This window comes from Clostridium sp. CM028, assembly GCF_030585565.1.
Taxonomy (GTDB): Bacteria; Bacillota; Clostridia; order Clostridiales; family Clostridiaceae; genus Clostridium_AD; species Clostridium_AD estertheticum_B.
The window spans coordinates 19889-41442 of record NZ_CP077768.1 but is presented as its reverse complement, the minus strand read 5'-3'; the positions used below and the strand labels follow the sequence as shown (position 1 = coordinate 41442).

The 21554-nt window shown below is 31.1% G+C and carries 19 protein-coding genes; 12 read left to right on the top strand and 7 right to left on the bottom strand.

Annotated features, from left to right (window positions below):
* The first annotated feature begins 35 nt into the window (after positions 1-35).
* From KTC94_RS17695 to KTC94_RS17660, 8 genes are all read left to right on the top strand, one after another.
* Positions 36-272: a DUF2922 domain-containing protein gene (locus KTC94_RS17695; RefSeq protein WP_220320397.1), complete on the top strand. Its 237-nt coding sequence runs from the start codon at positions 36-38 to the stop codon at positions 270-272.
* A 149-nt stretch (positions 273-421) separates the two neighbouring features.
* Complete coding sequence (locus KTC94_RS17690) at positions 422-1201, top strand: N-acetylmuramoyl-L-alanine amidase (RefSeq protein WP_220320462.1); 780 nt, start codon at positions 422-424, stop codon at positions 1199-1201.
* A 161-nt stretch (positions 1202-1362) separates the two neighbouring features.
* Positions 1363-2607 (top strand): ComEC/Rec2 family competence protein, encoded by a 1245-nt coding sequence (locus tag KTC94_RS17685; protein ID WP_258876457.1) that lies wholly within the window; start codon positions 1363-1365, stop codon positions 2605-2607.
* A complete protein-coding gene (locus KTC94_RS17680) occupies positions 2608-2820 on the top strand; it encodes a DUF3006 domain-containing protein (protein WP_220320461.1) in 213 nt (70 codons plus the stop codon).
* 358 nt (positions 2821-3178) lie between these two features.
* Positions 3179-3955, top strand: a complete 777-nt coding sequence (locus KTC94_RS17675) for a DUF4046 domain-containing protein (protein ID WP_220320460.1) — start codon at positions 3179-3181, stop codon at positions 3953-3955.
* A gap of 268 nt (positions 3956-4223) precedes the next feature.
* Positions 4224-4385, top strand: a complete 162-nt coding sequence (locus tag KTC94_RS17670; protein WP_220320459.1) for a hypothetical protein — start codon at positions 4224-4226, stop codon at positions 4383-4385.
* 47 nt (positions 4386-4432) lie between these two features.
* Positions 4433-4723 (top strand): hypothetical protein, encoded by a 291-nt coding sequence (locus tag KTC94_RS17665; RefSeq protein ID WP_220320482.1) that lies wholly within the window; start codon positions 4433-4435, stop codon positions 4721-4723.
* On the top strand, positions 4699-5781 hold the full coding sequence (locus KTC94_RS17660; protein ID WP_220320458.1) for an IS3 family transposase: 1083 nt from the start codon (positions 4699-4701) through the stop codon (positions 5779-5781). The genes KTC94_RS17665 and KTC94_RS17660 overlap by 25 nt, the downstream gene beginning before the upstream one ends.
* Before the next feature lie 900 nt (positions 5782-6681).
* Here KTC94_RS17660 and KTC94_RS17655 read toward each other — a convergent pair.
* From KTC94_RS17655 to KTC94_RS17625, 7 genes are all read right to left on the bottom strand, one after another.
* Positions 6682-7089 carry a hypothetical protein gene (locus tag KTC94_RS17655; RefSeq protein WP_220320457.1) on the bottom strand — a complete coding sequence of 136 codons (408 nt, stop codon included), beginning with the start codon at positions 7087-7089 and terminating at the stop codon, positions 6682-6684.
* 272 nt (positions 7090-7361) lie between these two features.
* Complete coding sequence (locus KTC94_RS17650) at positions 7362-8228, bottom strand: hypothetical protein (protein WP_220320456.1); 867 nt, start codon at positions 8226-8228, stop codon at positions 7362-7364.
* Positions 8229-8486: 258 nt separating this feature from the next.
* Positions 8487-8840, bottom strand: a complete 354-nt coding sequence (locus tag KTC94_RS17645; RefSeq protein ID WP_220320455.1) for a hypothetical protein — start codon at positions 8838-8840, stop codon at positions 8487-8489.
* 11 nt (positions 8841-8851) lie between these two features.
* The gene (locus KTC94_RS17640) at positions 8852-9853 is read right to left on the bottom strand and encodes a hypothetical protein (protein WP_220320454.1); all 1002 of its coding nucleotides are present in this window, start codon (positions 9851-9853) and stop codon (positions 8852-8854) included.
* A 780-nt stretch (positions 9854-10633) separates the two neighbouring features.
* Entirely contained in the window at positions 10634-10924 is a 291-nt protein-coding gene (locus KTC94_RS17635) for a hypothetical protein (protein WP_220320453.1), read from the bottom strand.
* Positions 10924-11715 (bottom strand): ParA family protein, encoded by a 792-nt coding sequence (locus KTC94_RS17630; RefSeq protein ID WP_220320452.1) that lies wholly within the window; start codon positions 11713-11715, stop codon positions 10924-10926. The genes KTC94_RS17635 and KTC94_RS17630 overlap by 1 nt, the downstream gene beginning before the upstream one ends.
* A gap of 192 nt (positions 11716-11907) precedes the next feature.
* Positions 11908-12969: an IS30 family transposase gene (locus KTC94_RS17625; protein WP_220320590.1), complete on the bottom strand. Its 1062-nt coding sequence runs from the start codon at positions 12967-12969 to the stop codon at positions 11908-11910.
* 352 nt (positions 12970-13321) lie between these two features.
* On the opposite strand from KTC94_RS17625, the gene KTC94_RS17620 reads away from it, so the two are divergent.
* The 4 genes from KTC94_RS17620 (at position 13322) to istB (ending at position 21224) form a co-directional block, all read left to right on the top strand.
* A complete protein-coding gene (locus KTC94_RS17620; RefSeq protein WP_220320570.1) occupies positions 13322-13783 on the top strand; it encodes a GNAT family N-acetyltransferase in 462 nt (153 codons plus the stop codon).
* 2760 nt (positions 13784-16543) lie between these two features.
* Positions 16544-17632, top strand: a complete 1089-nt coding sequence (locus KTC94_RS17615) for a hypothetical protein (protein WP_220320569.1) — start codon at positions 16544-16546, stop codon at positions 17630-17632.
* Between the two features lie 1298 nt (positions 17633-18930).
* Complete coding sequence (gene istA, locus KTC94_RS17610) at positions 18931-20493, top strand: IS21 family transposase (RefSeq protein WP_304518694.1); 1563 nt, start codon at positions 18931-18933, stop codon at positions 20491-20493.
* Positions 20481-21224: an IS21-like element helper ATPase IstB gene (gene istB / locus KTC94_RS17605; protein WP_220320588.1), complete on the top strand. Its 744-nt coding sequence runs from the start codon at positions 20481-20483 to the stop codon at positions 21222-21224. The genes istA and istB overlap by 13 nt, the downstream gene beginning before the upstream one ends.
* Positions 21225-21554: the final 330 nt, after the last annotated feature.

The following is a 21554-nucleotide window of genomic DNA, read 5'->3' as shown; positions in this document are numbered from 1 at the left end:
TAAATTAAGTAATAATTAAAAGGAGGAAAAGACATATGCATAAATTAGTTATGAGATTTTTAACATCTATAGAAGGTAAGTATTTTACTTTAAGCGTAGATGACATTAAAACTGATGAAGAGGGAGTTCCAACTATAAAAGACGCTGAAGTAAATGCTCTTATGGATTTAGTTATTGCAAAGAACATTTTTGCATCAGCGAATGGTAGCTTAACTGGCAAGAAAGATGCTAAAGTAATTACTACTGATACTAATGAAATTGAAGTAGCATAGTAATCTCCTAAAGGAGCTTCTAGTCATCACCTTTGGTGTTGAGCACCTTGAAAGATTCCACTAAGAATTAACTTGGTGGAATTTTTTTAGTTAAAAATAGATAGAGGTAAGATTACAAAAAATTAAAAAGAAGAGGAGGAATTGTTAATATGAGTAATAAAATATATACACATTGCGTTGATTTTGGTCACGGAGGAACAGATTCTGGAGCAGTAGGAGATCATTCTCATGAAGCGGACATTGTTATGGCCATTGGTAAAAAAGTTGGCAGGATACTTGTAGAAAGAGGACAGAAGGTGATATATACAAGAACTACAGATGTATATTTAACATTAGCAAAAAGAGCTAACACCGCGAACAATAATGGTTGCGATACATTTACATCAATTCACGCAAATAGTTTCTCAGATAAATCAGCTCATGGAATAGAAACATTTTCATACCCGAAAAGTTCGAGTGGTGCAAGATTATCTAAACTAGTACAATCGGAATTAATAAAAGCTACAGGACTAACAAGTAGAGGGTGTAAGACCGCTAATTTTGGTGTGCTTAGAATGAGTAGAATGGTTGCTATATTAGTAGAAACTGCATTTATTAGCAATCCAACTGAAGAAAATTTACTATTATCGAATGATTATCAAGAAAAAGTGGCTTTAGCAATAGTAAAAGGTATATTTGCATACCTCGGATTAAATTTCAGTGGAGAAACTACAGCTTTAAATGATTCAATTATAGCTTCAGGAAAGTATGGGATAGTTACTGCATCCGTACTTAATGTTAGGACGAGGGCAACTGTAAATTCAAGTATATTGGGGACACTAAACAAAAATGAAAAAGTTAAAATTGATAATAAGGTAGGTAATTGGTATTCTATATTTTATGGTAATCATGGCGGATTTGTTAGTGCGGGGTATATTAAATTAGTCTAATAGCTCCGCAGGAGATGATTTAATCATCAATTACGGTGCTACAATAAAAATATTGGAGATACCCCCAGGTGCAGCAGTATTATGATTATTATGGAATTAAAAATATAAATATGATAATCTTATTAAGATAAAGCAAGAAAATATAATCTAAGGGGATTAAAATGAGAAATATGAAAAAATATCTAATTTTTATTTTGGGGGTAATCCTTATTTTCAGCTTAATTGGCTGTACAAGTATACCTGAAAATACGTCGCCAACAGTTCCGACTCAACAAGTAGAAGGAAATAATGATACAACGAAGGCAGAAACTAAACAGAAAGAAAATGCACCGGCAGTAGATAATAGTACACCTGCTATCGCTAACGTTGTGGTAGACGGCGAACTTAAAGTTCATTATATAGATGTAGGGCAAGCAGATAGTATTTTAATACAACAAGGCTCAAGCTCGATGTTAGTAGATGCGGGAAACAATGAAGACTCAGAAACAGTGAAAAACTATATGTCAAATAAAGGAATTAAAAAGTTAGACTTTGTAGTAGGAACCCATCCTCATGAGGATCACGTTGGAGGATTAGACTATGTAATAAACAGTTTTCAAGTAGGGAAAATCTATATGCCTAAAAGAACTGCAACAACTAAAACTTTTAAAGATGTAGTTAATGCTATTAAGAGTAAAGGACTGAAAATTACAGCACCGACTCCAGGAGAAAGTTTTAAGCTAGGAGAAGCTACATGTACTATATTAGCTCCTAATGGCAGTGAATATAAAGATGTTAATAATGAATCTATAGTTATAAAAGTAACATTTGGGAGTAATTCATTCTTATTTACTGGTGATGCAGAGAATATATCGGAGAATGAAATGCTATCAAAAGGTTTTAATGTAAGTGCTGATTTACTTAAGGTAGGACATCATGGCTCTAACTCTTCAACTACAGAAGGTTTTTTAAATAAAGTAAATCCTAAATATGCTGTTATATCAGTAGGTAAAGACAATAGTTATGGCCATCCTCATAAGTCCACAATGGAAAAATTGCAGGCCAAAGGTATTAAAGTATATAGGACAGATGAAAATGGAACTATAGTTGCAACTAGCAATGGTAAGGATATAACTTTTAATGTTAAGGCAGCAAGTTATTCTTATAATGGAACTGGAACAGCTACTAGTAAGTCAAATACACCTTCAAACAATATAGTTAGTAAACCAACTACAGAAACAAAGACCAATACTTCAAGCAATGAAAATAATAAAACAGTATATTTTACACCGAGTGGGAAGTCATATCACTATGATAAAAATTGTAGCTCTTTAAAAAGGAGCAAAACGATATTAGAAGGATCTCAACAAAAGGCAGTAAGTTTAAGTCATGCTGATCCTTGTAATATATGTGCAGGAGGTAATTAAATGAAAATTATTATTGATAGATTTGAGGGTCCTTATGCAGTGTGTGAAAAAGAAGATAGAACTATGATGAATATTAAAAAGGTTAACTTACCTTCTCAATCTAAAGAAGGAGATGTACTAAGTGTTGATGATAATGTAATTACTATTGATATAAAACAAACTGAAAAAAGGCGCAGAGAGATTGAAAAATCAACTGAAGATTTATGGGAGTAAAGAAACATAGGATGATTTTTTTAAACTAAAAGTCTTCTTTAAATGAGAGAGAAAAAACTATTTTTTAATATAATGAATATTTTTATGAAAAGTGGACAAACTACTTAATGTGTTTAACCAATTTAATATATCGCTTCCCCCTAAGAGTCTATTGATACTAGGCTCTTTATTTTTTTGTTTTTAAATATAGATTGATATTTAAAAGATTTGTCAATAATTTAGAGAGTTAAATCATCTCCTGCGGAGCTGCAACATCTTCACAGAAGATGCATTGACGACTTCAGAAGGAGATTTATACTCCTTCTTATAGAAGTGGGAGACTTTCCTTATGAAATGTCGTTAAAGGGGGGTTATTGACATGTCTAATAATTTAAAAGTGGAGATTACTAACTTAGATGATATAGAAATATACGAACTTTTATTACAAGGCACAATTTTGAGCTTTCCATCAGGATTTTGGGCTAATAGAAGTGAAAAAGAAGCAAAAAAGGTTGCTATTAAATTATTAAAATATTTAATTGATGAAAAACTCAAATTCAACAAAGAAGATGTAAGGCTAGAGCTATCCAAGATGTTCTTAACCAAGTATAAGCTTCATACTGCCTCAAAGTTATTTGGACGTTCAGCTATTAATTATATAATAAGTACTTATCCAGATGAACGATATAAGCCTTGGCAATTTAAACATGATAAAGTACCTCAAAGCTACTGGACACAAGAAAGAAATAGAATTAGTGCTCTAAAATATGTATTTGAAGTAGAACTTCAATGGAGTCTTGATGATATTAAAGAAAAGCTAGACTGGGAGATTATGAAGAAGCAAGGAGTATACACGTTACATTCTTATTACCCAAGCATACACCGTATATGTAATGCGTTATATCCTGGTATAATAAATCCTTGGGAACTAAGACATGCTGAGGTATCAGACTACTTTTGGCAGGAGATAAACAATAGAAAAAATGCAGTAAAATGGTTAGTTCAAGAAAAATTAAAACTAAAACATACGCAAATTTCTAGCAGACTAAAAAAAGAACATTTTTTACAGTATGGCTTAACTGAGTTGTTTTCTAATCAGTATAATTGTTCAGTGAAAAAAGCCATAAACGAGGTTTTTCCAGAGAGAGAAGGATAGAATTTTTAAATTTTTTCTTCATCTAGACATAATTATTTGTGTTACATAAAATAAGTTCATGGATACAACTAAGCTAAGGTTAATCAAGGCTAGCTAATCATTTGATTAAGTCTAGTTAAGAATTTAATTAAGATTTAACTAAATTTAATTAAGACTAGTTAAGCAGTAAAAGAACCATAAAGCAATTACCCTATGTGTTAAGATAGTTGTCGTAGAGATAAATATAGTATACTATACAGTAGAGGCTTTACGAGAGGAGAAATATATCATGGTTAGTAAAATTGGGTACCCTGAAGAAATAAGAAAAGAAGTACTTGCAAGAGTAACAGGATCCGAAAAAGAAAGTATAACTAAAGTTTCGCTAGATAAAAAGATAAATAAAGGTACAATTTATAAATGGATTAAAGATGCTGAAAAAAAGAGGGAATAAAGATTTTAAGACAAAATGGAGATTGGACATCAGAGGAAAAATTTCATATGGTTCTTGAGGCAGCCACTTTAACTGAGCAAGAACTTGGTGAATATTGCAGAAGAAAAGGTACCCACAAAGATGATATAAAAGCCTGGAAATCACAATGTATTAATGCAAACAGTGGTAGCATAGAAGATCCTAAAAAATTAAAAACTGAACTAAAAGAAGAAAAAGATAAAGTCAGAAAAATTGAAAAAGAACTTAGATTCAAAGAAAAAGCTTTAGCCGAAACAGCGGCACTTTTAGTACTAAGAAAAAACGTCCATGCGATTTGGGGGGACCAAGAGGAAGACTAATCAGTGCCTCAGATCGCATTAAAGCTTTAAAACTGATTAATGAAGCGGTGCAAGCTGGTGCTCGGGTGAGCCCATGCTGCAACGAAGTTGGAATATCAACTAGGACCTATGAACGATGGTCGCTAACGCCAGAATCCACGGAAGATAAACGTCCCATAGTACATAGGAATCCCCCTAAAAACAAGCTTAGTGATGAAGAAAGAGCTGTGATTCTACAGGTTATAAATAGCCACGAGTATGCTGATTTAGTACCTGCACAAATAGTTCCAAAGCTTGCTGATCAGGGAATTTACATTGCTTCAGAATCTACGATTCACAGAATACTTAGAGAAGAAAAACAAAACACTCATAGATTTAAGACGAAGGCTCCTGTAAAAAGGGTTCCGCCTACCCACATAGCAACCGCACAAAACCAAGTTTGGACGTGGGACATAACCTGGCTCGACGGCTCTGTGAAAGGTCTATACTTTAAGCTATACCTGATACTAGATATGTTCAGCCGTATGATTGTTGGTTATGAAGTTTGGGAAACAGAGAATGCAGAGTATGCCCAACTCCTTGTTAAACGCGCCATTCTTTCTCAGAAAATATCAGGTAAGCCTCTTATACTTCACTCTGATAATGGAAGTCCTATGAAAGCTGCAACTTTCCTTGCTACATTAGAAAAACTAGGGGTTCAGAGTTCCTTTTCAAGGCCTAGAGTGAGCAATGACAACCCTTACTCGGAATCATTATTCAAAACAATGAAATATGTACCTTCATTCCCTAATGCTGGTTTTGTAAGCATTGCTGACGCAAGAGAATGGGTGGCTAGGTTTGTTTACTGGTACAACCATGTTCATATGCATAGTGGCATCAAATATTTGACCCCATACCAGCGCCACTATAGTTTAGATAAAAATATCATAGAGAATAGAAAAAAAGTGTATGAAATGGCAAAGAGGAATCATCCTGAAAGGTGGAGTAGGGAAATCAGAAATTGGGATTTGCCAAAATATGTGGCATTAAATCCGATAAAGGAAGAAGAGCTTGTTTGTATAGAGAAGGCATCTTCATAAAAAGGTTAAAAATAAAAATTACGACAACTATGTTGACGAACTCCGATTACAACATATCTATTGATACAATTATATTATTTCAATTTAACGATACTTAGGAAGTCTTTAAATGAGAATATACATTAAAGTTGATACAATATTAGTGCTAAACAGATAGCTAAAAAAGCAGTCGCAATCAAAGGCGTGTCCACATTTAAATTCTCCTTCATGCTTCATACGAATTTTAAATGTGTTACAAGCTCTTTAATGCTCCTATACTAAAAGGAAGCTTTGGACAATCTTACTCATTGCCTATAGGTAAACCAATCTATTATAGAATCTAAGCATTCATCTTTCTAGTTAGTATTAGTAGCAGTCAGTAAACTTGTCCAAAGCAAAAAAAATTCATCTTCTCCAGGGGAAATAAGTCCTACCAGTATTAAAAACCTTAACATTTTTACTGATCATTTTGGCGCTAGTATTGCTTCTTTTATTAAACAAACTCAATATTTTTAAATATCTTTGTATTAACCATATTTCATAATAATTTTATATTTAGTTTGAAATAATTAATAAATCATTAATTTACTTGTATAGCCAGTATGCTGAAATTTGATAGTACAACCTCTTTTTCTTTCCTCGGAAATAAAGAAGGTTTAGTAGTTATCTTAATTGTGGAGGTTTCTTTACACCAGCTAACGGTTTTCTCATAAAATAGCTGCTCGTAAATTTTTGGCCAATAATTTAATTTTAAATTTGCTATTTTAATGAAAACTCGAGCTTTATTATGGGAGATAATCTAAGGTTTTTACCACAAGTGGTATTTGCTGTGGTAGGGATAATATAAAAATACGCTAAAAAAGACACTTTGGTATCTTTTTTAGCGTAATAAAATTATTTTGAATTTACACATCACGGAAGTTATTTCTTGAAAAATTCCAATCCAAGCTCTAAATCACTTTTCCCCATTACATTTTCTATAGTTCCACTTTTTAATTCATCTGCTAGAGCTAAAATATTAGTTATAACTTTACTAAGCTCTTGGAGCTGCAATTGAGAGTTACTAAGGTCTATTTCAATTTTAGTTGTTAAAGTTGCTTCATCATGCCATTTAGATATTTGATTTTCATATAGACATATAAAATCTAATTGCTCTGAAAATACCTTAATAACTCTTTCTATTATTTCATCATTCAAAACATATGGTTTAGATCGTGCTTGCAAGAGATTTTCATATTGACTGTTAGCTTCTTCTAGTTGACCAGATGTCATTGTAGATATCATAGGTAGCATACTTATAGGGTGCCAATTTTGTTGCTGTTTCACCATGATTTTAGTCCTTTCAAGTGCTATATTTTTATAATATAGTATCACATAAAATAATACATTCAAAATCTTAATATATAAATGTAATGGTTTATGGAAATCGTACATTCAGTTATAATGTAGTATAAGAAAGAGACGATATAAATGAATCTGAAATTATAATACACTTCCTCTACAAATTGGAATTTGTTGAGGAAGTGTATCAATTAACTCATTATATGTTGGTTTTTTCACAATGTAATATCCCCTAAAAATTGTGTTGTTTATCTATAGCCTTACTTTATATTGTTTAATAAATTTATTCCTCTTGTTATAATCCAATCATTGACAAACTTTAAATAATCTTTAAATGATGCAATATCATTGCACTCAAACTTATAAACTCGTCCTATTTTTTTATGTATTGGAAAAACCAACAACGATTCATTCAGCATTGTAATATTAATATTTTTATAATCTCCTTTAAATAATTCCTCCAAACATAATTTTTTAACGTTTTTTTCAAACCATTCTTTCCAATTATTGGCACATTCAAGATCGATATAGTTATGTTCACCTTTTTTCAATTCATGTAACAGTAATTCTATTCGATCGTTGAAAAATACAAACCCTTTTGAAAAGCCTTTAACTTTATTGTACGTTTCATCAGGGCATGGCATATAATTTCCAATAGTATGAGTATTTTCTGCTAATCTATCTAATTCATCAAGACAATTTTTAAATAGATCTTTATCTATTTTCTTTTCTTCACAAAATTCCGTAATACTTTTATCACTAAACACTTCATCAAAATAATAAAGTAGCCAACTGTGGCTAAAAGCTGCTCGTGGTTCGTATAATCTTAGAAACATATTGAAATGAGTTCTCATCGAAAAAATACAATCTAAATATCTTTTTTTACAATTGTCAGTCTCATCATACCATTTTAACTTTTGAACTAAAATATCAGATTTTTTTAAGACTTCATCAGCATCTTCTTTAGCAAACAAGTCATATTGAAGCCATTTCTTTATATGTGGGTATTTGCTATCCTCTTCTTTATTCAAAAGATATCCCTTCAAAATGCAATCTTTAAAATCTTTGATCTTGATTTCATCAATACACACATAACTTGAATCAGATTGATTTGCTTCCGCTTGCATAATATTCACCTCTACAACTTCTGATTTGTACATTTCATTATTTATAAATTTTTTTCATGATTTTTAATATTAAGCAACTCGATAAACTACTATTTATCTGCTTATTATATAAATGATTTTAAGTTCACAATTGATTACTGAGACGACACAAACATGAAAAATACGACAAAATTGAATCTAAATGTATATTAACTCAACTCTACAAATTGGAATTTGACAACTTTGTGTTGTGCTAATACTTCTTAACAAAGTTGATATTTAAATTATTTGACTAATATCAAAACTAAAATTTAGCGTGTCTGACGTGGAAACATCAACTTTTTCACCACAGTGAGATTCTATTTCTTTTAATAATTGGCTAGAAATACGACGGTTTCCCTTAAGTAATAAAACTTGATTATAAACATCAAAAGAAAGACTTTCATCTAAGTCAAAAATAAATATCTTGATGTTTAAAGAAGTTCCAAGATAATCTCCACCTGTAACATATGTTCCATTGTCCCCCGGATAATTAGCGTACAGGTGTTGCGACGATTTACCAACAGCTGTAGTTAAATAAGTAGTACGATTCTGATGTTTATCAATTTCAACTATTCTACCCTTATATTTCATAATAATTCCTCCTAACAACCTAATATATTTTCATATTTTGACCATGGATCATTAAAATTCATAACTAAAAGATTGCTTTTATAATCAAAAACTATTTTAAAGTGACCTACACTTTCAAAATACCTATTGTAGGCAAAAATAATTTTATCTTTATAAATCTTATTTAGCATAGATAAATCCCTTCGCATATCGTCTTCATCTTGAACAAACAGAAGTAAGTATGAATCTTTCTCGATACAATAATTTACAATTTCAACAAAATCCCTAATATAATGTGGAACATATTCATCCTTTTCAAAAGATTCCGAATTAGATGGACATACTTTTACATGAGAAAGTAAATCTTGAGAAATATTATCATAATAGATCTCATCTTTGATTACGTTTGAAACATATATAAGGTCTTTATTGAAGTCCTTTTTGTAAATTGTTTCTAATGAATTTTTTATCTCGTGGAATTTGCTTTCACAATTTTTTAATCCCATAACTGTAAAAGCAACTTTCGCCTCTTGCAATTTATGTAATAACTCCTCTTCTATAAGGTGCAATTCTTTTCCTTCTTTCATCTTACTAATTTCATGGAGGAAAGATTGTATTTGATATACAAATCCTTTTCCGGTCTTGTAATCGATTTTAAACCAACTCTGAACCTCAAAGCCACGGGTAGTAACTGGTTTGTCTTCTTTGTCATAAAAAAAAGGTACTGCTTCACATAAATTTTCTAATAGCATTTCTTCTATATTTTTTCGGACATCTGTATCAATATCTTCAAAAATATATATAGTGTCCAAAGCAGTTAACATACATAATGCATATGGCAAATTTTCCAAAGCACTTTCTGGTGATTCTTTAACTTTTTTTCGGATTCTAGATACAGCCGAAATAGAAAAACCTATAGGCTCGGTAAACTCAACTAAACTTCGCCCTAAGATTTTAGCGATATCGGAAACATATAGAATTATGTTCCCCACAAGTAGTCGTAATATTTTTTCATAATACGTTTCGTTATTCAACACCGTAATCACTCCTGCTCAAAACAATCATGTTTTTTATTTTTCATGCTTATATATACTATGACCAACAACTACATCTTTGTCAATAACTTTTTTGCATTTTAATCACATTTTACTGTTTTCATGATTATTTTGTATAGTTGAATTTGAATTATTATCACTTGAATACTACAAAAAAAAATAGAAATCAACTTCTTCTTTATTTAAAAAAAAGAGACCTCAATTGAAGTCTCTTAGTGATTCTTTGGTAAATTATTCTTTATTAAGTTGTTTTACGGAGACGACACAAAACATTTATTTAATCATACAATAATTATCGCAAATTGAAGTCAAAATCAAAGGCTAGCCCACATCATATTTTCTCATTCTTTATGCAAAAAATTGATGTGGCACAAGCGATTTCACTGCCTATAAATAAAATAATCTATTATAGAATCTAAACATTTATATTTCTATTTAGTATTAGCTGCAGTCAGTAAACTTGTCCAAAGCAAATAAAATCCCATACCACAGGGGTAACAATTACTCTAAAGTTTTTACCACGAGTGGTTCAATTAAATCATCTCCTGCGGAGCTGCAACATTAACGACTTCAGAAGGATATTTATACTCCTACTGAAGTTTTCTATTTGTTATAGTATGGAATTGTCACTTATAGAAATGGGAGACTTTCCTTCTGAAATGCCGTTAAAGAGCGTAATTGTTTAGTTGAATTCATCATTAATGTAATAACTAATATAGTTTCTAATATATTAACTATTATATTAGAAACTATATTAATTTATTTAATACCTAATACATGTTTTAATATATCATTTACAAGCTTACTTTCGCTTATCTTCTGACTTTTAGCTATTTTTTTTATTTCGTTAGTTGCACTTGTTTCTAGATAATATGTTTTATTTTTAGAACTTTTAGAACTTTTTTCTATGATATCATCAAGATTAAATCCAGTTTGTTTTAGTGTTTTATCTGCTTCTAAAACTGTAACATCATCAGGTTTTTGTTTTTTTCCAGAATCTAATATTTCATAGCTACGGTTTTGTACAGCCTTATCAAATTTATTTGCCATTATAAAATACCTCTTTTCTTCATTTCATTAACAAGAGCTACATAGGATTTATATCCTGCAGCTGATTTGCAATAAATATTTATAGGTTTTGCTTCTAACTCAGCTTCTTTTAATTTAACATTCATAGGTATTACAGTATCAAAAAGTATGTTTTTGACTTCATCATTTCTTTTACAATAATCTCTAAATTGTGATGAAAGATTCATTCTCTTATCATACATGTTAATCAAGAAACCTTTTATATTATTTTCTATTTTCAAGCGTTTTCTTATATCTTTCCAAAGCGCTAAAAAGAGTTCAGAGCCTTCTACTGAATTCATACTAATATCAGATACAAGTATAATATCGGTTGCAGCTACAAAAGCATTTTGATTGATTATACTCATTGAAGGATTTGTATCTATAAGTATGTAATCGTAGGTATTAAAATATTTTAAATTATCGTCAATATAGTTAATAAGTATATTTTCCCTACCAGCTAAACTAACAAGCTTTAATTCCGTAGCAGTTAAAAATATAGAACTTGGAATAACATCAAGAGATTGAAGTTCTTTAACCGGTGATTTTATGACTACATTTTCGAATTCAATATCATCTTCTAAAATATTTTTAATACTTTTAAAATTTTCTATGGTTCTATCTATACCAAAATTATTGGTACTATTGCCTTGAGGATCAACATCAATAACAAGTATTTTTTTACCTTCTTCTGCAAGTAAGCCAGCTATATTAAATAAACTAGAACTTTTCCCAACACCGCCCTTTAGGGTGCTAAAAGCTATTATTTTCAATGTAATCCCCCCTAATATTAATATATTAGTTAATAATCAGTTCTAATATATTAGTTAATATGTTAGAACTGATATTAATTTTTATATTAACAATACTATTATATTTTATAATAGTAAATACTTTTCTAATATAAAATATAATCCTGTAGATTGCAATATAAAATGTCCGAAATTTTCACGAAAAATATAATGTTAAGTTGTAATGGTTTTCTGTTCCATCATATTGGCAGATAAACCGTTGAAAATCCTTCTTGGATAATTGTTGATCCAGTGCTGTATTTGCATAATTTGTTTTTTAGAGAATGCTGAAATATCCACACCTTTTGGGATAAATCGTCGTATCATTTTATTGATATTTTCGTTTGTGCCTCGCTCCCATGAACTATATGGGTGAGCATAATATACTTTAGTTCTCTTTCGTTTATTTCTTACTGAGTTCTCAATACCCTCGAAATCAAGGTTCTCACAGCCGTTATCACAGGTGATTGTTTTAAATGTTTTCGAGAATAACATTCCCATTTTACGCTCCAATTTGTCCAATTCTTTCACGACAGCCGCCTGTGATTTAGATGGTATTTTAAAGACTAACTCCTTACGAGTTACTCTTTCACTTAACACCATCAAGACAGTTTTTGTACCCTGTTTGCCAACTACAGTGTCCATTTCCCAGTGGCCTATCTCATCACGTGCAGCTACCGCTGCAGGTCTCTCCGATATGCTAGTTCCTTTGGTATTGTTATACGCTGATCTTATTTTTTTATAGTTTCTCTTTTTAGCATTCTTTTTAACAGGCAGATCTTTGTTACTTATATTTAAAAACAAATTATTATCCAAATAGTTATACACAGTTTTGAAGCAAATAGTTGTTTCAAATTGTAGATCTTTATTTGTGATATTTTGAATAGCTGCATACGGAGATTCGCCATCTATACCAATAGCTTTTTCTAAGTACTTCACCAATTTATGATCTTTTCCTATTTTTAATGCAGGACCTTTAGCGGTACCTTGTTTGTCATGCTCTGACTGCCCAATTTCTGCGCTATATTCCATTCGAGTGGTTAAGTCACTATTCAATAGTTCTACAATTCCTTTAGCAATTTCACGCCTTATTGTACGTTCTGAGCGCCCACCTATTTGCTCCGCAATACGAGTTGAATTAAGTCCCATTTTGTGTAAAGCTTCTAACTTTATGCGTTCCTCGTATGTTATGTGTTTACCTTTTCTGCTCTGTGTGATAAAATCTAATTGACTCATTTGAAATCCTCCCGTATATGTTGGTTTAGTCACTTAACATTATACAAGAGTATTTCTCTTGAGTCTTTATTTTTTTGTTACTCTTCGGTCATTTCATTATACAACTTACCTATAAAATATAATCCTGATACTGAAAAAGCACCTGGATTATTAATGTAACTAGAATAAATATAGTTGTTAAGGGGTAGCTTACGCAAAAATGATATTTCGTACGTTAAGGAAATTAAAACCACATAAATGTAAATATGTTACTCGTTAAGTAACGGCAATAATAGTATAATTAAATAAATGTTTTGTGTCGCAACAGTAATTAAATACGTAATACTATATTTTATTAGGTAGGTGGATTTGTGTGGAAATTATAAAGTTGCAGAAAAATGATATCAAAAATGCTCTTAATTTAGTGTGGACAGTTTTTCAAGAATTCGAAGCACCCGATTACTCAAAACAAGGCATTGAAGAATTCAGAAAATTTATATCTTATAATTCTAACATTGAAAAGTTTGATAAAGGAGAATTATACTTTTGGGGATGTATAGATAATGATGATTTAGTAGGTGTACTTTCAACAAGAGGAATTAATCATATATGCATGCTCTTTGTAACTAAAGAGTATCAAAGACGAGGTATAGCAAGAAGTTTATTTCAGATAGTTGAAGAGAAATGTAAAAGCCAGAATAATATTAGCCAGATTACATTAAATTCATCTCCATATGCAATATCAATTTATCATCATCTTGGTTTTTTTGATACAGACAAAGAGCTTACTATGAATGGTATTAGATATACCCCCATGTCATATTTATTAGAGTAAAAAAAGCAATACTTGTGGTTGAAATTAAGTCGTAATGTTCTTTTAAGACGTCGCAGTCAAAGGCTGGTCCACATCAAATTTTCTCCTTCATTCTTCATGCGAAAACCTGAAGTGGCACAAGCTCTTTCACTGCTCTAGGTCCCAACTGAAGCTTTGGACAATCTTACTCACTACCTAGAAGTAAACTACTCTATTAAGGTCCTAACCATTTATCATTCTATTTAGTATTAGTAGCAGTCAGTAAACTAGTCCAAAGCAAATGAAATACTCCCCCTTCCCCCAGGGGAAACAAGTCCTACTGCAATGCAGTAGGACCTGTTTTTGTCTTCGTAATACTAATATTAAAAAAAATCTACATGTTTTAAAGATAGATCCTCGCTTTGCTCGGGTGGAAAATGGACAGGTTTTTCACCTCAGCCTGTCAGAGCAGTGACCATATCCCGAGAATTTAGAGTTTTTTAAAAAAAATTTATAGTAGAGGTCAGAAACTCGTCCATTTTTCACGGCAAATAGACAGGCCTATCAGCCACTTCGTCCCTCAGTAGCTGGGCTCGTCCATTTGCCCGCAGTTTACAAGGTTTAAATAAATAGTTAGTCTTTGGGGTTTATTTTTGGGATCTAATATTGATGTTATTATATTAAATATAATTTATGAAACATTATAAGAATTATTCCATGTTAAATATATTACTATTAAAGTTACTGCTAGTATAGAGTATTTGGAAGGACAAGTTCTGGGCACGTATACCGTCACCCCAAAAAGAACAAGCTTCAACATAAGAATCTCTAAGCTTCCCATTGTTTTCGTCCCTCAACCACTTGGAAACTAAGAGCTTCTAATGATAAAGCAGGTCCTTTTTTGGGTACCCGACGGCGTGCATCGATTCTAATTAAATTTAGATTATCCTTAATTTAATAATTCTATATAATTAATCAAAAAAACCTTAGATTTACGCAGCCCTTTAGATAAAGCTCGCTCCAACCACCACCACCGCGACCTTTAACGAAAGGGCACTATTATTCATAGAAGGTTCCAAAGAACATAAACAAACATTCCATTTCTTCGCTTGCAAGGCGCTCATCAACGGAACAGTTATCCAGGTGAGTTCAATTGATCGGAAGACCCGTGGCTCGATAAATTTCTAATACGAAATTTAACGACCCACTAGAATCTAAAAATCTAACAAGTTAGAACCTCGTACGCATATGTAGTTTAATCATACCGAAGCGCATTAGCAGTATAAATAAAAGTTTAGTTTTATTTATATTGATATCTTGAAATGTAGACCAGTTTAAAAGTGAGCAAAATATAAGGGTATATCCAACATTTCCGACAAAACCCACTCTAAGCAATTTTATGGATTATTAATATTCAATGGTCTCAATTCATCCGATTCAAGAACATTTTTAACATCAAAATTATATTCGCCAAGTAAATTGATATGTTCCCATCCTAATGGGGATATGTGGATTATGTTTGTCCTTTGGGGATTGACAATATTCCAATATATTGGTGGTTTAATTGTTTATAAAAGTTTGTCGCGGAAAATGTAATTAAGCGATTAAGATTTTGAATGTATTGTTTTATATTATATATTACATTGATCTTGTGTCTCTAGTAGACATATTTTAGAAGTAAATTTATGCAGACGAAGCAACAAAATAGGCACCCTAGAATAGGCTACCTATTCTAGCTACAATGATATCTGTATCAACTAGGAAAAGCTAAAAATTAATATGTTTTTTTTTTGCAAGCACGACCTAAACCTTATGTTTTGAATGATGAAATAATAAAAAGAATTATTAAGGTATTTTCAGAGCAATTAAATTATATTTGTCTATTTGAAAATCAAATAAAGATGTTTTTGACTATATCCACGAAAAGGTATGTTAGTGTGAAATAGTAGAGTATTTTTCTATCAATGGGTCTCACCAACAGAAAAAAACAACTTTAAATCAAGTAATATCAATACTTCTACAACTCTGATATATAATATATTTTTTTCTTAAAACAAATAACCATACGCAAGTATTAGATTTAATTTTACAATAGTATAAAAAAAATAGAATACCCTAACCTTAATATAAAAAGGAGGTGCCCTGTACCAATTAATTTATTAATGTTATAGTATAAATTAATTAAATATTTGCAAACTTATAATTCTTATAATAACTTTTGAAGAGTGTACTAAAAATAATCATGTAAGTTATTTGCAAAATGTAGAACTTAAAAACTCTCAAGACGTTATTAACGTCTTGAGAGTTTTCGAGAATACTAAAATATAGTTTATGAGGTGGTGTTAATGATGGAAGAAAGTAAAAGAACAGCTATCTTAAGTTTTTTTACCTTGTTTGTTTTTGTATTCATCGTGAGTATAGGGGTGTCAGCGGAAAAAAGATCAAAACTTTTATTTTATTTATGTATCGGATGTATATTTTCTATTATAAATGTTTGTGTACATTTAAAATTAAAAAATAAGAAAAAATAAGAAATTGTCTTAGAATTAATTTAAAATTATTCTAAGACAATTTCTTATTTTTTAATTACCATTTATAGCAGAATCAGCTATCCCACCACCAAAAGCAGTCCCGTACCTTTCAAAATGGAAAAGGTTGTCTCATTTTGTAAAAACAAGTATAATATAAAGGAAATTATTTTACTGGATAATCATTAATAGTTTTATAGTAAATGTGTATTTCATCGAGGTCATATGCTATAACATAATTCAGTGAGATACACAAAAAATGTGGGGGTATTTGATGAATTTTATTGATATAACAGAAGAATTAGTTAGTAATGAAAAGGAATTGCAAAAGATAGACAACATTATAAAAAGCTTAAAAGAGTGTCAATTAATGTGTAATAATTATCATAATGGATTATTTGGATTAGTATTGATTAATCAAATTGAAGGAAATACAACAATAGCAAATAATAATTCAAAACAAATTAAAGATAGTACAAAACAACATTATACAGATTTAAAAAATAAATTAAATACTATAGATTTTAAGAATTATTGGATAGTATTAAATAATCTATCTAAAATAAGCAATCAAGTTTCTATAATAGAAGATTCCACATCAATTTTTGATGATGCTTACGAAACAATCCATGCTTTTACAAGTGAAACTGATATTAAGAATATACCTAAGATGTATGGTGTTACTGTATCAGCTATTACTAGTATAATAAGTGAATATAAATATTTATATAAAATAATAAACATTATAAAGGATATAAACTTAAAGTTAAACTTAGGAATAGAAGAAAGTAATTTTACAATAGAATTTCAAACTGGGAACAATACACTTGAAAATGCTCTATTATCATTAAAAGCAATTGAGAGTATGTATAATACAGTTTGTTCTATAATTGATGTTCAAATTACGGAAGAACCTTTGAGGTACAATCGTATTGAAACAGGTTGCTTGTTGGTATGCTTAGTTGGTAGCATACCTGTAATAAACATTCTAGGGAGGATAATTGCGTTTACCTATACCGTTTATAAAGAACAGATTGGTTGGAAAGCTAAACAGGAAAGAGCATTAGGAAATATAAAGATTAGAGGAGACTATCGAAAATTAATAAAAGAAGAGCTAGGAATTGATGACGTAGACATAATGAAAATGGGGGCAGATAAATTAAACATAAAATTAGGAGAGTTAGAAGAAGCTAATAAGGAATTGTATAAAAATAATACATATATAAAACTAAATGGAGATAACATCGGTATTAAAGAGTTAGATATTAAAGAATTAGATATTAAACAAATACCAGAAGGTCTTTTTATAGAAGGAAGTACAAAAAAACCAACTGAACAACTTGAAGATAATCAGTTAGTATAAAATCAAATAATATTTAGGTGGGGTTACTTGTTTTAGGTTCATATTAATATTCTGAAAGTAACACAATAGTAATTGTGTTACTTTCACATTGGGGCTATTGATCATTCCTTAAAAATTTCATTTTGAATGTAATATGATGAGTTGATTTTTTACTTTGAATGTATTATAAATCAGTCTTAATATAATAATAAGACTCCGCAGTCAAAGGCTGGTCCACATCAAATTTTCTCCTTCATGCTTCATACGAAAACCCAATGTGGCACAAGCTCTTTCACTGCTCTTGGTCCAAAAGGAAGCTTTGGACAATCTTACTCACTGCCTATAGGGAAAACAATCTATTATAGAACCTAAGCATTTATCATTCTATTTAGTATTAACTGCAGTCAGTAAACTAGCCCAAAGCAAATAAAATACTCCCCCTTCCCCCAGGGGTAACAAATCCTGATGCAGTGCATCAGGATTTGTTTTTATCTTTGTGATATTAATATTTAAAAAAATCTACATGTTTTAAATATAGATCCTCGCTTTGCTCGGGTGGAAAATGGACAGGTTTTTCACCTCAGCCTGTCAGAGCAGTGACCATATCCTGAGAATTTAGAATTTCAAAAAAATAAGTTTATAGTAGAGGTCAGAAACTCGTCCATTTTTCACGGCAAATAGACAGGCCTATCAGCCACTTCGTCCCTCAGTAGCTGGGCTAGTCCATTTGCCAGCAACCTACAGATTTTAAAAAAGTAATTAGTTTTTACTGTTTCCTTTTGGAGACTAATATTGATGATATGATATTATATGTATTTTATGAAATCTTATTATAATAATGGATTACTATTAGTATTGACACTTCTAGTATAGGAAGTTTGGAAGGACAAGGTCTGGGCACGTATACCGTCACCCCAAAAAGAACAAGCTTCAACATAAGAATCTCTAAGCTTCCCATTGTTTTCGTCCCTCAACCACTTGGAAACTAAGAGCTTCTAATGATAAAGCAGGTCCTTTTTTGGGTACCCGACGGCGTGCATCGATTCTAATTAAATTTAGATTATCCTTAATTTAATAATTCTATATAATTAATCAAAAAAACCTTAGATTTACGCAGCCCTTTAGATAAAGCTCGCTCCAACCACCACCACCGCGACCTTTAACGAAAGGGCACTATTATTCATAGAAGGTTTGTTAGCGGTAAACTAAAAGGGTGATATTTCGGCAAACAAAAAAGGAGAATAATTTCCAGTTAAGTACAATAATAATTCCTTCTCTGATACAATTAGAGATATATTTTACAGAGGGGGAATTTAAAATTGAAAGGATGGAATATGTTTAGTGAAATAAAACAATATAAAGCACTTGGATTTAATAAATCACAGGTTGAAAGAGCTCTAAATATAAATTACAAAACAGTTCAAAAGTATTGGGACATGGATCCTGGTGAATATGCTAAAGTCACTATTCAATCGAAGAATAGACATAAAAAAATTGATATCTACAAAGATGATATTTTAGAATGGATTACTGATTTCAGAGATATGTCAGCAGCACAAGTACTTGATTGGATAAAGGAAAGATATGGTGATGTAAAATTTAAAGAAAGGTCTTTAAGGCTTTATATTAGTAATTTAAGGAAAGAATACAATCTGCCTAAGGCTTCGCCAATAAGACAATTTGAGGAAGTACATGAACTTCCCATGGGCTACCAAGCTCAGGTTGATATGGGTCAAATATGGCTCAAAAGATTAAATGGAAACAAAGTAAAAGTGTATTGCTTTGCAATGGTTTTATCACATTCAAGGTATAAATACATACTTTGGACAGACAAACCATTTACTACCGCCTCTTTTATTGATGCTCATAATCGAGCTTTTGAATATCTTGGTGGTATGCCTATTGAAATAGTGTATGACCAAGATCGTGTGCTTGCAGTAGCCGAGAATTCTGGAGACATTATTTATACCGAAGGTTTTCAAAATTATATTAATACTATGAAATATAAAGTTAGGCTTTGTAGAGGTTTTGATCCTCAAAGTAAGGGGAAAATAGAATCTGTGGTAAAATACTCAAAATATAACTTTGCTATAAACAGAGTATTTATAGATGTTGATTCCTTTAATGAAGACTCATTCAAATGGCTAGATAGAACAGGCAATGGTAAAAAACATGAAATAACGAAAAAAATACCGGCAGAAGTGTTTGCTCTCGAAAAGAAACACTTGCTACCAGTACCTGAACTCTTTGAAAAAAATTCATTTAATACTAGTTTAACTTATGCTGTACGAAAAAACAATGTAATTTTGTATAAACAGAACAGGTATCAAGTGCCCAAAGGAACTTATAGCCCAGGTAAAGAACTTAAATTAATGATAAAAGGCTCCAAAATGAATATAGTTGATTTTGATACAGGTGTATTAATAGCAAGTCATCAAGTAAGTACAAGGCAGGGTGAACTTATAAAAATAATTCATCCCGAAAGGGATATTCACAGTTCTATTGACCAAGTTTATGAAAGATTGTTTTTTGCCCTCGGTAAAACTGAAAATGCAAAAATGCTACTAGATGGCATAAAACGTGAAAAACCAAGATACTGCAAAGATCAATTTGGTTCAATACTAAATATAGTACATTCATATGAAGCTTCGCTAATAGAACAAGCATTGAATTATTGTGTTATACGAAACTTGTGGAGTGCTGGAATGTTTAAAGAAACCCTTGAATATCTTGCGATACAGGATATTGCAAAAGTTGATAAAAAATCTGTAATTGACAAGTTATCTATACCATCAAAGTATAGAGGGTTAAAACCGGAAGTAAGAAGTATAAGTGACTATATTGATGCTTTGAAGGAGGACAAGCAATCATGGAGAAATTAGAATTAATCAAAGAGTATGCCAAAAATCTTAAGCTAAACTATTTAAATGTAGATGCAGATAAAATTATTGAAAAAGGTGAGTTAGGTAATGTTTCCTATCAAGACTTTCTATTATCAATACTTAAAAATGAGGTTGTTTTGAAAGATCAGAAAACACAAGAAAAAAGACTTAAATATGCTGACTTTCCAGTTAAAAAGACAATGGAGGAATTTGATTTTCTATTTCAAAAATCAATAACAAAGAAACAAATAAACAGACTCATGGAAATGGAATGGATAGATAGGATGTATAATCTTATATTTTTAGGCCCACCGGGCGTTGGGAAGTCTCACACAGCTATTGCCTTGGGTTATAAAGCCGTTGAGGCAGGTTATAAGGTAAGTTTTGTAACTATGGATAATCTGATGCATGTTTTGAAAACTCAGCAGATATCAAGAAAAAGCAAAGGTAAACTAAATAGAATCCTTTCTTCAAGCCTCGTTATAATTGATGAGGTCGGATATCTTCCTATAACTAGAGATGAGGCTAATTTGTTCTTTCAATTAATATCATCCCTTCATGAACAGGCATCACTAATTATAACTTCTAACAAAGGATTCGAAGAATGGGTAGAGCTTTTAGGAGACCCAGCATTAACAACAGCTGTATTAGATAGAATATCTTATAGGTGCGAACTTTTTAACATGATTGGAAAGAGCTATAGGTTGGAGCACAGAAAATCTATATTTTAGCAGTTAAATGGGAAAAATATACTGGGATAAATTCAGTAAAATAGTTTGCCGAAATTTCTCCAAAAGTACTTGCCAATAACAAGGTTCCAAAGAACATAAACAAACATTCCATTTCTTCGCTTGCAAGGCGCTCATCAACGGAACAGTTATCCAGGTGAGTTCAATTGATCGGAAGACCCGTGGCTCGATAAATTTCTAATACGAAATTTAACGACCCACTAGAATCTAAAAATCTAACAAGTTAGAACCTCGTACGCATATGTAGTTTAATCATACCGTTTAATCTAAATACGTACACCGCCAATGTACAAGCCCAGGGCTTGTACACCT

Bases quoted from the DNA above. Each gene is read 5' to 3' on its own strand.
- KTC94_RS17695 (WP_220320397.1), top strand. From the start codon at position 36: ATGCATAAATTAGTTATGAGATTTTTAACATCTATAGAAGGTAAGTAT.
- KTC94_RS17690 (WP_220320462.1), top strand. From the start codon at position 422: ATGAGTAATAAAATATATACACATTGCGTTGATTTTGGTCACGGAGGA.
- KTC94_RS17685 (WP_258876457.1), top strand. From the start codon at position 1,363: ATGAGAAATATGAAAAAATATCTAATTTTTATTTTGGGGGTAATCCTT.
- KTC94_RS17680 (WP_220320461.1), top strand. From the start codon at position 2,608: ATGAAAATTATTATTGATAGATTTGAGGGTCCTTATGCAGTGTGTGAA.
- KTC94_RS17675 (WP_220320460.1), top strand. From the start codon at position 3,179: ATGTCTAATAATTTAAAAGTGGAGATTACTAACTTAGATGATATAGAA.
- KTC94_RS17670 (WP_220320459.1), top strand. From the start codon at position 4,224: ATGGTTAGTAAAATTGGGTACCCTGAAGAAATAAGAAAAGAAGTACTT.
- KTC94_RS17665 (WP_220320482.1), top strand. From the start codon at position 4,433: ATGGTTCTTGAGGCAGCCACTTTAACTGAGCAAGAACTTGGTGAATAT.
- KTC94_RS17655 (WP_220320457.1), bottom strand. From the start codon at position 7,089: ATGGTGAAACAGCAACAAAATTGGCACCCTATAAGTATGCTACCTATG.
- KTC94_RS17650 (WP_220320456.1), bottom strand. From the start codon at position 8,228: ATGCAAGCGGAAGCAAATCAATCTGATTCAAGTTATGTGTGTATTGAT.
- KTC94_RS17645 (WP_220320455.1), bottom strand. From the start codon at position 8,840: ATGAAATATAAGGGTAGAATAGTTGAAATTGATAAACATCAGAATCGT.
- KTC94_RS17635 (WP_220320453.1), bottom strand. From the start codon at position 10,924: ATGGCAAATAAATTTGATAAGGCTGTACAAAACCGTAGCTATGAAATA.
- KTC94_RS17625 (WP_220320590.1), bottom strand. From the start codon at position 12,969: ATGAGTCAATTAGATTTTATCACACAGAGCAGAAAAGGTAAACACATA.
- KTC94_RS17615 (WP_220320569.1), top strand. From the start codon at position 16,544: ATGAATTTTATTGATATAACAGAAGAATTAGTTAGTAATGAAAAGGAA.
- istB (WP_220320588.1), top strand. From the start codon at position 20,481: ATGGAGAAATTAGAATTAATCAAAGAGTATGCCAAAAATCTTAAGCTA.